Raw genomic sequence first — 13,715 nt, forward strand, 5'->3', positions numbered from 1 at the left:
GTGATGTTTTATTAATCCAGTCAGTCATAAAATAAAGGTTGGCGAAGTGCCAACCTTTATTATGCAAGACGATTACATTCTTTCTAGCGTCTCAATTCCGAGTAACGCAAGACCTTGTTTGATGGTTTTTGCGGTCAGTGCAGCGAGTTGCAAGCGGCTCTGTTTCACGCTCTCTTGCTCTGCCACTAAAATTGGGCAAGCTTCGTAGAAGCTAGAGAACAGGCCGGCTAACTCAAACAGATAGCTACACATTAGGTGTGGTTGACCTTCACGAGCGACCGCTTGGACCGCTTCTTCAAACTGCAGCAGTTTGGCCGCTAGGGTCTTCTCTTTTTCTTCAGTAATTTGAATATGACCAGTCAACTGGTTCATCTCAATTCCCGCTTTGGCAAAAATCGATGCGACGCGAGTATAGGCATATTGCATATAAGGCGCGGTGTTGCCCTCAAAGGCCAACATGTTATCCCAATCAAACACATAGTCGGTGGTGCGGTGTTTGGACAGATCCGCGTATTTGACCGCAGCCATCGCTACTGTGTTGGCGATGTTGGCTTTTTCTTCGGCAGACAGGGTTGGATTTTTTGACTCAATTAATGTGCTAGCACGCTCTTGAGCTTCATCCAGCAAATCCGCTAAACGCACCGTTCCGCCAGCACGAGTTTTAAATGGGCGACCATCTTTACCGAGCATCATGCCAAAAGCATGGTGTTCTAAGCTCACTTGCTCAGGGATATAACCTGCCTTGCGCACAATGGTCCAAGCTTGCATCAAATGTTGATGTTGGCGTGAGTCAATGAAGTACAGTACGCGATCCGCACCAAGAGTCTCATAGCGGTATTTAGCACACGCAATATCAGTGGTGGTGTAGAGGAAGCCACCATCACGTTTTTGGATGATCACGCCCATGGCTTCGCCGTCTTTATTCTTGAACTCATCCAAGAACACCACTTGTGCACCATCATCTTCAACCGCTAAGCCTTTGGCTTGCAGGTCGCTGACAATCTGCGCCAGCATGTCATTGTACATGCTCTCACCCATTACATTATCACGGGTCAGCGATACATTGAGGCGATCATAGTTACGCTGGTTTTGGATCATGGTGACATCGACCAATTTTTTCCACATTGCGAGGCAGAAGGGATCGCCGCCTTGCAGTTTTACCACATAATTACGTGCCGTTTCGGCAAACTGCGGATCTTCATCATACAGCTGTTTTGATTCACGGTAGAACGCTTCCAGATCGGCCAGTTCCATTGACACTTCGCCAGAGGCTTGCTGTACCCGCTCAAGGTTAGCGATCAACATACCAAATTGCGTGCCCCAGTCTCCGATGTGGTTAGCGCGGATCACATTATGGCCCAAGAACTCCAACGTGCGCACCACTGCATCACCAATAATGGTGGAACGCAAATGGCCGACATGCATCTCTTTGGCAACGTTAGGCGCTGAGTAATCGGCAACGATGGTTTGGGGGGCATCTTGGGCGACACCTAGGCGTTCATCGGCGAGTGCCGCTTCGGCTTGAGCGGCCAAAAAGGTTTCGCTCAGGAAAATATTGATAAAACCCGGGCCCGCGATTTCAGTTTTGCTGGCGATACCGTCAAGATTCAGAACATCCAACACTTTTTGTGCAAACTCACGAGGATTGCAGCCTAGTTGCTTCGCGGCACCCATGATGCCATTGGCTTGGTAGTCACCAAATTGGGCTTTAGCCGATTGACGAACGAGTGCTGGAGTGCCAGCGGGTGCGCCTGCGGCTTCAATAGCCTGAGAAACTCTCTGATTGATCAGTGCTTGGATATTCACACGTTTGCCCTTCAATTCAAGGAAATAGAGATGGAATGCCGTCATGTGGAGAGTGAGGCATATCACAATAATATGGTTTAATTGGTCGTTATGATAACAATATTCAGCCTGAGCACCTAGGGTGAAGCATAGGAAATTTTCACCTTTTGCTGTCAATCTTGCTAGTATCGCGCGCAAACTGGCATTTTAAGGTGAACCAATGCAACCACAACTTTATGAGACAGGGCTGGCTCCAGAGCAACTGCTCGAAAAACTGGGCTTATTTATGGCTAAAATTGAGCAATTGCTTGATCTTTTAGGCTTAGATCTGCGTGAACATCAGCTAGACCATATTGCACTGCGAATTAATGATCCTGCATTGGCACAAGCGGCGCATCTAGCCTGGTTAGGCTATGGCCAACAAATCTCGTGTGCGCAGATTAACGGTCGGCCGATCATCGTGATTCGTTTTGATCAACCGTTGTCGGTTAGCCACTGGCAAATTGAGTGCTTAGAATTGCCTTATCCGGCGTTAGGAAAAACCTATCCCGTGCAGAGTTGGGAGCATGTTGAATTTGTGATCCCTGCGTCATCTTCAAGTGCGGCAGAGTTTTGTATTGAGCTGCAGCAGCGATATCCGGCGTTGGCGGCAAAATGGGATTTTCTCCATGAGCTTGGAGTTCAAGTTAAATTATCCAGTCCGCAGGGGGAGGGGGAGCGCTTAGCCAATCCTACGCTGGCTTTTCAATGGCAAGGGGTGTGCGTTAAGCTCCATCCCCACGCCTTAGCGACCATTGTCGCTAGTGAAGTAGCCAATTAAGCTAACCCACATCATAAGCTTTAGTGCGCTGTTGGAATTGCTCAACTGAGGTGATGGCTTGACCTAGTTGCCAAGCAGACTGCGCGTGATGCGCTTGGCCTTGGCTGTGCATGATCAAGCGGTGCGCTGTACGGGGTTTCAATTGATTGACCACAAAGCGGATCATATCGGCGCGGCTGAGTGTTTTTAGCTCCTGCAACACTTGCTCTCGTTGATCAAAGCTCAGATCTTGATTGCCAATCGCGACCCAGAGCCGTTGGGCTCGCACTCTTAGTGTTGGATCGGGTGCGGCAATTTGGTTCCATAAGCCCCGTTTACTGCTATGCCATTGATATTCGTTTAACTCAAGTAACACGAGGTACAGCGCATTTAAAAACTCATCAATCGCACGGATTAATTCACTCGGTGGGGCGAAAGGTGACTGCACATACATAATTAAGCCCGGATGGCGATTTAACGGCATATTACCGGTACCGACCATATAACCTAATTGCTGTTTGGTGCGAATTTCATCAAAAAATGCGGCTGACATTAAATGATTGGCTAACGAATATAAAGCAATATTACGTGGACTTATCTCGGTTGATTGGTAATAAACCACAATCGCAGAATCATCTTGTTGGCAATCAACTTCGCGCTGAAAGGTTCCATGCTTGCCAAGCATTACCAGAGGGCGCAGTGCGGTTTGGTAAGTTTGACCTTGCACACGCAGTGCCTGTTTAAGCACGCTGGCCATTTGATGCGCTTGATCGGCGGGCCAGTCACCATAGACCAACATTTCAATATGCAGTTGTGCCAAAATCGCTTCGACAAAACCGGCTAGCTCTTCGACATGCACCGTTTCAATCGCGGCCAGTAACTCAGCATAGGGCGGATTATTCGGTTGCAGCAGTCCGCTTAGCGCATTAAATAGCTGTGATATCGGTTTGTCGTGCGCCGCATTACGCCAGTGACGGGTCAACTGCTGTTTGATGGTATTAAAGCGTTGAGGCTGAAAATCACGTTCAGCAAATTTATTGAGGATCAGCGCCATCAGTTGTGGCAATTTTTGACTAAAACCAGACAGCGTCAAGGTTACCCCACCCTGATGAGCGTACAGGTTATAGCTCATGCCGGCGATTTCTGCTTGATAGGTCTGTTTGGCTAAAGTGTCTAAAAACATCTCAACACATAAGCGGGTCATGGCAATATTGCGACAACTGGCCACCGCATGTGGGCTATCAATCGCGATGTAAATAACCCCTTTCGGGACTCTAAATTCGGTATCTTGTTGGTGCCAAAGTTTAAAGCCCGGCAAATCTTGCAGCACTTGGGGGCACGCAGTGATTTGTTTGAGGTCTGCTGGATTAAGCTCATCGCAGATGAACGGGTTTGGTTCGGGCAATTTGAGTGGCAAATCTAAGGGGTTGCGGAAACGACGCAATTGTTCGGTACTGAATGGTGTGACCGAATAAGGGGTGGAGTACCACTGAGCAATCTGATCATAATGGCCTCCTTTGGCAATTAAGGTAGCGCGCAGATTTTCTGGGCTGAGATGGCTTAAAATCTCTTCCAACTGTGCTTGCTCAAAACCCATCATCATATAGTCGCCATAAATGGTATCTTGCGCCGCATAATGCTGCATGTTGATCACTAAATGGCTGGCCATATCCAGTGGTCGCTGAGTTTCTTGGAAGCGAAAGGCTGACTCTAGCACCGCACGTTTTTCTTGATAACGCCAAGCTTGTAGCCCTTGGCTGGCAATTAAATCCAGCGTTTGGAATACGCTTTGGATGATCTCATCCACATGCTCTAATCCTTGTGGGGTGAGCAAGCAACTGATCGCGAACTCGCGGTAGTCACGGCCACTGATCCCACCACCCGCAGAGAGGCTAGTGATCCAACCTTGCTCTTTGAGCGCTTGCAGCAGGCTGCCTTGACTTTCATCACCGATCAAATGGGCTAAGTAAGAGAGCGGCTTGTTACGATAGTCATTTGCCGTGCTTGGCAGTACAAAGGCTAAGATCAGCTTACGGAGCTCTTTGATTGGCTCAACCTGAATCAAAATGCCGGTGTGTTCTCGCTCAACAAAAGGTGGCAATGGTTTAAGCTTGCGCGGTGGGCTTGGAATGTGGGCAAAATAGTTTTCCGCCCACAGTGTCAACTGCTCAATGCTTTGTGGACCAGTTAAAACCAGCGTCATTAATTTGGCTGAATAGTGATTTTGATAGAAATCCAGCAGTTCATCACGAATGGAACTTTGATCACCATCGCTAAGGGTTTGCGCGTTGCCGACCGAAAATTGGCTGAACGGATGACGCGGATTTATGGTTTCTTTTTGTACTTGATACAGGCGACGTGATTCATCTTTCAGTTTGAGTTTGTATTCTGAATCGACCGCTTGTCGCTCTTTATCTAAAGCCTCAGGATTAAACAATGGTGCGATAAAAAATTGGCTGAAACGGTCGAGGGCTTTCGTAAAAATGTTGGGTGCAATATCAAAGAAAAAACAGGTGTGTTCAGTACCCGTCCAAGCATTATTCGAACCGCCATGTTGAGTAATGAAATGTTGAAATTCACCTACTTTCGGGTATTTTTCGGTACCCAAAAACAGCATGTGTTCGAGATAGTGTGCTAAGCCTTGCCGTTCGATTGGATCATCAAAATGACCCACATTGACCGCCAGAGCCGCGGCACATTTGCTGGCATTTGGACTGTGGATCAGCAGTGTACGTAACCCATTGTTTAAGGTGATATAACGGTACTGATTGGTATCATTAGGGCTGATATGCACAGTATTTCTCCGGATTGATAGCGGCAATCGCAAATCATGTCGATATCTTGAGGATGGTAGCAGTCAGTTTAGTCGGTCGTGGAGCTTTTTTATAGACTGTTAACGAAGTCGAGGTCTTTAGTTTGACTGCTGTTATAATCACAAAAATTGAGCAGCCATAGACTGCATAGCTTAGGTAGTGTACATGAAGATTTATATTATGCGTCATGGTGAGGCGCAGCAGTTTGCGGCCAGTGATGCACAGCGATCATTAACCGAACGTGGGTGTGATGAGTCCGCTGCCGTGGCAAGCGCCAGTGTTAGTCAACAGGGCGTGAGTGGTTTTGATCTGGTGTTGGTGAGCCCTTACCTGCGAGCGCAACAAACGTGGCAAGTACTGACGGAGCATTTTTCGGCAGCAAAAGTGCAAACCTGTGATCAGATCACCCCTTATGGACAGTCAGATCGGGTATTCGATTATTTAGCTGCCTTGATTGATATCGAACAGTTGCAGTCAGTGCTATTGGTTTCGCATTTGCCTCTAGTTGGCTATTTGGTGGCTGAATTGGTCGATGAGATGATCCCCCCCATGTTTCCAACCTCGGGGATGATGTGTATTGATTATGATCCGCTGACCCAGACCGGGCAGGTGTTATGGAATATCTATCCTTAATCTGCGCCAATCCACCCGGTGTGATTGAGTGAAAAAGAGCGTCTTAGTTGGCGCTTTTTTAATGTCCTGTTTTTAACGATCTGTTTTAAAACAATTAATGGTGATATTTGGTTTGTCATAAAATTGACGTATGTTATGGACTGAAAATTGCATTCAGTAGTACCATTCATACGGTGTGCCAATAATAATCTTCCGTTTAACCTTTCAGTGACAGCCAGAAATTTATGAAATTTACTCTGCCATTTGCGGACAAATTACCTGCTATTCCACAGCGCAGCATACCCGCGATCGGTGCTCCGGTTATGGTGCTGGCGGCATTGGCGATGGTTGTGCTGCCTATCCCAGCCTTTCTGCTGGATTTATTCTTTACCTTCAACATTGCTCTCTCACTCATCGTGCTGTTGGTGACGGTCTATACTCGACGTCCACTGGATTTTGCTGCATTTCCGACGGTTTTGCTGATCGCGACACTACTGCGCTTGGCGCTCAACGTCGCCTCGACACGAGTGGTGTTACTGTATGGTCATGAAGGGCCTGGCGCGGCGGGTAATGTGATTGAGGCCTTTGGTAATGTGGTGATCGGTGGTAACTACGCAGTTGGTTTAGTGGTGTTTTTGATCCTGATGATCATCAACTTTATGGTGGTGACCAAAGGTGCAGGACGAATTTCAGAAGTAAGTGCTCGCTTTACCTTGGATGCATTGCCCGGTAAGCAGATGGCGATTGATGCTGACTTAAACGCAGGGTTAATTGATCAGGAGCAAGCGCGCCTGCGACGTTTCGAAGTGACTAAAGAGGCCGATTTTTACGGTTCAATGGATGGTGCGTCAAAATTTGTTAAAGGTGATGCGATTGCCGGTATTTTGATCCTGTTTCTGAATATTATCGGTGGCCTTAGTATTGGCATGATCCAGTATGGTCTTAGTTTCAAAGAAGCGATTGAAATCTACACCTTACTAACGATTGGTGATGGCCTCGTAGCACAAATTCCATCACTGCTGTTGTCAATTGGCGCGGCAATGATGGTTACTCGTCAAAATACCGATGAAGATATGGGCCAACAGCTCATTTTTCAGTTATTTGATAATCCGAAAGCGTTAACTATTACTGCAGGTATTCTGGGGGTGATGGGGATTGTCCCTGGCATGCCACATTTTGCTTTCTTATTGTTAGCACTCTTAGCCGGTGGCGTAGCATATTGGTTACAGCGCAAGCAGAAAACCAAAACAGAAGATAAACACCTGCCCGCCAAAAATCATCTTGATGCGCCAACCCAACGTGAACTCTCTTGGGATGATGTGCAGCCGGTTGATGTGATCGGCTTGGAAGTAGGTTATCGGCTGATCCCATTGGTCGATAAAGATCAAGGTGGCGAGTTATTGGAACGTGTTAAAGGGGTACGCAAAAAACTGTCGCAAGATTTTGGTTTTTTGATCCCATCGGTACATATTCGTGACAACTTAGAATTGACGCCCAATAGTTACCGCATCACCTTAATGGGCGTTGCAGTGGGAGAGGCCGAAATCCGCCCTGACCAAGAACTGGCGATTAACCCCGGTCAGGTGTATGGCATGATCGATGGTGAGGCCACCCGTGACCCTGCGTTTGGTTTGGATGCGGTGTGGATCCGTGAAGAGCAGCGCGAGCACGCGCAAGCGCTGGGTTACACTGTCGTCGATTCATCAACGGTACTTGCCACTCATCTTAGCCAACTATTGACCAATAACGCGGCGCAGTTAATTGGCTACGAAGAAGTACAAAATCTGCTGGAAATGCTCTCTCGCTCAGCGCCTAAATTGGTGGAAAATTTTGTGCCGGATCAACTGTCGCTCGGAGTGGTGGTTAAAGTGTTGCAAAATCTGCTGCATGAGGCAATCCCCATTCGTGATATTCGAACGATTATCCAAACACTTTCTGAATACGCCAGTAAGAGTCAAGAACCTGACATTTTGACCGCGGCAGTGCGTATCGCGCTAAAACGGTTGATTGTCCAAGAAATCAATGGGGTAGAGCTTGAATTACCGGTGATAACCCTCGTTCCAGAGCTGGAACAAATTTTGCATCAGACTATGCAAGCTTCAGGTGGGGAATCGGCGGGCATTGAGCCTGGATTAGCTGAACGACTGCAAATGGCGCTTAGCCATGCAACTCAAGAGCAGGAGTTGAAAGGAGAGCCTGCAGTATTGCTGACCTCTGGTGTGTTGCGTTCAACACTGGCGAAATTTGTGAAAAATACCATTCCAAATCTTCGCGTACTCTCTTATCAAGAGATCCCCGATGAGAAACAAATTCGAATTGTGCAGGCTGTGGGAAATTAATCGTCGGCACATTGTTTAAAGACGGAAATCTGCTTTGAAAATAAAACGATTTTTTGCCAAAGATATGAAAACCGCGCTGCTGCAGATCAAAGAAGAGCTGGGTGTGGATGCGGTGATCATGTCCAATAAAAAAGTCGCAGGTGGCGTCGAAATTGTGGCGGCCGTCGATGGTGATCCTACGCCTGCGCCCACTCAGCTTTACAGCTCGCAGCCTCGACCGGTTTATAACCAAGTTTCGCCCTCGGTCGCGGCGACCAAGAATCGAGAGTTAGCCGATGATCGGGTCAGCTTGCAATCGAGCGCCGATCATGGTCGCTCAATGACGCGCCGCTTCGCCAATATGCTTAAGCAGTACAGTCATGGTGCCAGCGATGAGCCAGCGCACCGTGCCGAAAATGAAGATTCACTTTCAGCTTTGCTCAAACGTCAGTCAGACAATCGTGCACCGCAGGCAAGACGTTTAACCGATCGCCAACGTCCAGAGTCTGCGCTCAGTCAATTATTGCAAGATGATACTAGTACTCGCCATAAGCCACGTCTCGATCCGACACGTTATGATCGCAATACCGCTCCGGAGCCGAGCGTAGCCGCCAGTGAACTAGAGTCGATGCGTGAAGAGATGAACTCGATCCGTCGCCTGCTTGAGCATCAAGTTTCCGGATTAATGTGGCAAGAAGTAGAGCGCCGTGAACCGCTACGCGCGATGTTAATCAAGCGCTTAGAGCGGATGGGAGTCTCGTTGGAAATGGCGGATCAACTAGCGTGTTATATTCCAGAAGATACCCCGCCGCCGAAAGCGTGGAAGGCGTTACTGGGTTTGGTCTCGGATCAAATTCCAGTTGTTAAACATGACATTCTCAAACGCGGTGGTGTGGTGGCTCTGCTTGGGCCGACTGGGGTGGGGAAAACCACCACCGTCGCCAAATTAGCGGCACGCGCTGCGATGGAATTTGGCTCAGACAATGTCGCATTGGTCACCACCGATACCTATCGGATCGGTGCTCATGAACAATTGTCGATTTATGGCCGAATTATGGGTTGTCCGGTAAGAGTTGCTAAAGATTCCAACGAGTTAGCCGATATTATTTATCAACTACGTAATCGACACTTAATTTTGGTCGATACTGCAGGGATGGGGCAGCGTGATGTTCGCTTATCCGAGCAGCTTGATACCTTAATGCAAGAAAGCGGAGAAATTATTCATAGCTACCTTGTATTACCTGCGACAGCACAGCGTAAAGTGCTGCAAGAAACCATAGAGCATTTCAGAAGGATACCGCTTTCTGGGTGCATTATGACCAAACTCGATGAGTGCCTCAGTTTAGGGGAATTTGTCAGTGTCGTTGTACAAAATGCGTTGCCCGTTGCATATATCGCAAATGGACAACGAGTGCCCGAAGATATTGTAATCGCACAACCCAAATACATGGTCGTAAAGGCAAACGAATTGCTAGAGAAGTCGACTGAAGATGAACCTCATTACTGGACCAGTGATGCAGAGAGATTCTAGGTGGCGGACAGGTATGACAAATAAAATGATATATGACCAAGCAAGCGGCCTACGCCGTTTAACACAACCCTCGGTGACGAAAGTGATTGCCGTCACCGGTGGTAAAGGTGGTGTAGGAAAATCGAATGTCACCCTAGGCATGGCTATTTGCATGGCCAAACAAGGCAAAAAAGTGATGGTGCTCGACGCCGACTTAGGCTTAGCCAATATTGACGTCATGCTCGGGATCCGACCTAAACGTAACTTAGGCCATGTTCTTGCCAGTGAATGTGAACTTAAAGATGCGATCGTTGATGGTCCGCATGGTATTCGCATCATCCCTGCGACATCGGGTACTCAATCGATGACCGAATTGTCTCATGCGCAGCATGTTGGATTAATCCGTGCTTTTGGTTCGCTAGAAGATGAGATGGATATCCTGCTGATTGATACTGCGGCTGGCATTTCGGATATGGTGGTGAGCTTTTCACGTGCCGCACAAGATGTAGTGGTGGTGGTGTGTGATGAACCGACATCCATCACCGATGCTTATGCACTGATCAAACTGCTCAGTAAAGAGCATCAAGTACAACGGTTTAAAATCGTCGCCAACATGGTGAGAAGCTATCGAGAAGGCCGAGAATTGTTCGCTAAGTTAACCTTAGTCACAGAACGGTTTTTAAATGTGAGCTTAGAACTTGTCGCCTGCATCCCTCTCGACGACAATGTGCGGCAAGCGGTTAAACGGCAAAAGATCGTAGTGGATGCGTATCCTCGTTCGCCTGCGGCGCTGGCGATAAGCTCATTGGCAAGCAAAGCGTTAACTTGGCCGATACCTCGTACCCCAAGTGGACACTTAGAGTTTTTCGTAGAACGCTTACTTAATCGGCCTGACATTATTGTAGGGGAGCCTTTTGGTGAATAAAGCGCTTACATACGATCAATACGGAAATCTAAATAGTCAGCAGCTATTTATTGAGAAGTATTCGGTATTGGTTAAGCGTATCGCCCATCATTTAATTGGTCGTTTACCTCCGAGTGTGCTGATTGAAGACCTGATACAAGCAGGAATGGTTGGCTTACTTGAGGCACAAAAGAATTATGATGGAAGCAAAGGTGCCAGTTTTGAAACCTATGCTGGAATTCGGATCCGTGGGGCAATGCTCGACGATATCCGACGTGGTGACTGGGTTCCGCGATCGGTACATAAAAACAATCGGGAAATCAGTCAAGCGATAACGGTGCTCGAAGGAGAGCTTAATCGTGATCCAACCGATGCCGAAGTGGCCAAATTTTTAGAGATGTCGCTAGAGCAGTATCACAGCGCACTGATGGACATTAATTGTTCACGGATTGTTGGGATAGAAGATCTCGGTATTTCGGATGATGCCATTTCACCGTTTGAAGAGGGAGATGAAAATTCTCCATTTCAGGGCGTTGCTGAACAATCTTTCCGCAAAGCACTGGTTGAATCAATAAAATCACTACCAGAGCGTGAAGCGTTAGTGCTTTCGCTCTATTATGATGAAGAACTAAATTTAAAAGAAATTGGTGAGGTACTTGGGGTTAGTGAATCTCGCGTTAGCCAAATACTCAGCCAAGCAATACAGCGACTAAGAACCAAGTTAAGTTCTTGGACTCGGAATGATTAAATATCACTGATTTCAAACTCAGTGGAGGCAATTTTGAATAAAAACATGAAGATCCTTATTGTTGATGACTTTTCAACAATGCGCCGAATCGTTAAAAACCTACTTCGAGATCTAGGATTCAACAATACGCAGGAAGCGGATGATGGCTTAACTGCATTGCCAATGCTCAAGAAAGGTGACTTTGACTTTGTCGTGACTGACTGGAACATGCCAGGAATGCAAGGTATTGATCTACTTAGAAACATTCGTGCTGACGAACAATTAAAGCACCTGCCTGTACTGATGATCACCGCAGAAGCGAAACGTGAGCAAATCATTGAAGCCGCTCAAGCTGGTGTCAATGGTTACATTGTAAAACCATTCACCGCAGCCACGCTGAAAGAGAAGCTAGAGAAAATTTTTGAGCGTTTATAAGGCGTTTACAGTAGCAAACAACGCTCTACCGACAGGCGTACAAGGCTGATTCAGGATGATTGCATTAGAACAGGCTAAACAACTCGTGCAACTTTTAGAACAGGGCCAGCAAGACGAAGCGAATCGCTTGCTGACCTATGTTTATGAGTCTGCGAGCAATCCTATATTCAACGAGATAGGGATGTTGACACGGGATTTACATGAATCGTTGAAAAATTTTCATATTGATGAACGCTTCAATCAAATCGCGACCGATGAAATTCCGGACGCGCGGGAAAGATTGCACTACGTGATGCAGAAAACGGAAGTGGCAGCCAATAAAACGATGGATGCGGTAGATCGGTGTATGCCGATTGCTGACCAGTTACATGAAAGTTTGTTGCAGATCCGCCCGGAATGGAATCGTTTGATGAAGGGACAAATTGAACTGGTCAGTTTTAAATCACTGTGCCATCGAATTGATGACATGTTGTCACAAGTTGAAGGTGACAGTAGCCAGTTACGTGGAGAATTGACGGAAATTTTGCTGGCGCAAGATTTTCAGGATTTAACCGGACAGATCATCAAGCGCGTGATCAACTTAGTCAATGAAGTTGAAAGCCGTTTGATTGAGATCTTAATGGTATTTGGCGCCACACAACAAGAAGAGCCAGCCGATAAGCCGACCATAGCATCAACCGCCGTCGAGGGACCAATCATGAATCCTCATGAAAGAATTGATGCTGTCTCATCGCAAGACGAAGTTGACGATTTGTTATCGAGTCTTGGATTTTAGGGGTACCTATGAGCTACGAATTAGACGAAGACATTCTGCAGGACTTTCTGGTGGAAGCCGGCGAAATTTTGGAGTTGCTTTCCGAGCAACTGGTTGAACTGGAAAATAATCCTGAAGATCGCGATCTATTGAATGCCATATTCCGTGGTTTTCATACCGTAAAAGGTGGGGCTGGTTTCTTAGCATTATCCGAGCTGGTGGAGACCTGCCACGGTGCTGAAAACGTGTTTGACATCCTACGTAATGGTCAGCGACACGTTTCTCCAAGTTTGATGGATACCATGCTCAAAGCATTGGATACCGTCAATGAGCAGTTCCGTGCGGTACAAGATGGCGAATCGCTGCAAAGCGCGGATCCAGCGTTGCTGGATGAACTGCACCGTTTAAGCAAACCAGCAAGCGATGATGAAACCGAATCATATGACGTGGAACTCGCGGCAGAGCCGGTAGTCGAGGCTGTTGCTGAGGTCGTTGTCGAGACTGAAGCGATCATTGAGGCACCAGTGTCGAATAATGACAGCGTGGTTCATCAGGGCTCGATCGACGATATTACCGATGATGAGTTTGAAAAGCTGTTGGATGAGCTACACGGTAAAGGTAAAGCACCGGGAACGGAGCAAAATAACGCTGCGGTGCCGACTCCATCAGTCCCGCATGCTGATATCGGTGGCGATATCACCGATGACGAGTTCGAAAAATTACTGGATCAGTTGCATGGCGTGGGTAAAGGACCATCGATTGAATCTTTGGCTTCATCACCGGCCAGCGTCTCTACCCATACTGAAAAACCTGCTGCGGCAGCGAAGATCAGCACAGGTGGCGATGATTTAATGACTGATGATGAGTTTGAGCGACTGCTCGATGAGCTGCATGGTTCCGGTAAAGGACCGTCAGTCGAAGAGCTCGATATGGCAACGCGTTCTGTGGCGGAATCTGCCCACTCATCGGCAGCTCAAACCTTGGTTAGTCAAGCTACAGATAAACCTAGTCCAGTTGTCGCGGCTCCAGTAGCTAAACCGATGACCGTGCAAAAACCT

10 protein-coding genes and 1 pseudogene are annotated in these 13,715 nt (G+C 47.4%); 9 read left to right on the forward strand and 2 right to left on the reverse strand.

Annotation, left to right across the window (positions count from 1 at the left end):
- Positions 1 to 72: 72 nt before the first annotated feature.
- A complete protein-coding gene (gene argS / locus OOK74_RS03930) occupies positions 73 to 1,806 on the reverse strand; it encodes an arginine--tRNA ligase (RefSeq protein WP_278183144.1) in 1,734 nt (577 codons plus the stop codon).
- Between the two features lie 199 nt (positions 1,807 to 2,005).
- Here argS and OOK74_RS03935 point away from each other — a divergent pair, with 199 nt between their 5' ends.
- Entirely contained in the window at positions 2,006 to 2,605 is a 600-nt protein-coding gene (locus OOK74_RS03935; protein WP_274722239.1) for a VOC family protein, read from the forward strand.
- Between the two features lies 1 nt (position 2,606).
- Here the strand turns inward: OOK74_RS03935 and OOK74_RS03940 are convergent, their stop codons facing one another.
- On the reverse strand, positions 2,607 to 5,378 hold the full coding sequence (locus tag OOK74_RS03940) for an insulinase family protein (RefSeq protein ID WP_278183145.1): 2,772 nt from the start codon (positions 5,376 to 5,378) through the stop codon (positions 2,607 to 2,609).
- A 184-nt stretch (positions 5,379 to 5,562) separates the two neighbouring features.
- Between OOK74_RS03940 and sixA the strand changes: the two genes are divergently transcribed.
- The 8 genes and pseudogenes from sixA to OOK74_RS15070 form a co-directional block, all read left to right on the forward strand.
- Complete coding sequence (gene sixA / locus OOK74_RS03945) at positions 5,563 to 6,030, forward strand: phosphohistidine phosphatase SixA (RefSeq protein WP_278183146.1); 468 nt, start codon at positions 5,563 to 5,565, stop codon at positions 6,028 to 6,030.
- A 224-nt stretch (positions 6,031 to 6,254) separates the two neighbouring features.
- Positions 6,255 to 8,348: a flagellar biosynthesis protein FlhA gene (gene flhA / locus OOK74_RS03950; protein WP_278183147.1), complete on the forward strand. Its 2,094-nt coding sequence runs from the start codon at positions 6,255 to 6,257 to the stop codon at positions 8,346 to 8,348.
- Between the two features lie 34 nt (positions 8,349 to 8,382).
- Complete coding sequence (flhF, locus tag OOK74_RS03955) at positions 8,383 to 9,858, forward strand: flagellar biosynthesis GTPase FlhF (protein ID WP_278183148.1); 1,476 nt, start codon at positions 8,383 to 8,385, stop codon at positions 9,856 to 9,858.
- A 13-nt stretch (positions 9,859 to 9,871) separates the two neighbouring features.
- On the forward strand, positions 9,872 to 10,762 hold the full coding sequence (locus OOK74_RS03960; protein ID WP_278183149.1) for a MinD/ParA family protein: 891 nt from the start codon (positions 9,872 to 9,874) through the stop codon (positions 10,760 to 10,762).
- Positions 10,755 to 11,489 (forward strand): RNA polymerase sigma factor FliA, encoded by a 735-nt coding sequence (locus OOK74_RS03965; RefSeq protein ID WP_278183150.1) that lies wholly within the window; start codon positions 10,755 to 10,757, stop codon positions 11,487 to 11,489. Before OOK74_RS03960 ends, OOK74_RS03965 begins: the two co-directional genes overlap by 8 nt.
- Positions 11,490 to 11,534: 45 nt before the next feature.
- On the forward strand, positions 11,535 to 11,903 hold the full coding sequence (gene cheY, locus OOK74_RS03970) for a chemotaxis response regulator CheY (RefSeq protein ID WP_166014972.1): 369 nt from the start codon (positions 11,535 to 11,537) through the stop codon (positions 11,901 to 11,903).
- Between the two features lie 55 nt (positions 11,904 to 11,958).
- A complete protein-coding gene (locus tag OOK74_RS03975) occupies positions 11,959 to 12,678 on the forward strand; it encodes a protein phosphatase CheZ (RefSeq protein WP_277206836.1) in 720 nt (239 codons plus the stop codon).
- 8 nt (positions 12,679 to 12,686) lie between these two features.
- Positions 12,687 to 13,632: pseudogene (locus OOK74_RS15070) on the forward strand (Hpt domain-containing protein); the annotation flags it as partial.
- Positions 13,633 to 13,715: the final 83 nt, after the last annotated feature.

It is taken from the genome of Vibrio misgurnus (assembly GCF_029635775.1).
GTDB classification, from domain to species: Bacteria; Pseudomonadota; Gammaproteobacteria; order Enterobacterales; family Vibrionaceae; genus Vibrio; species Vibrio chanodichtyis.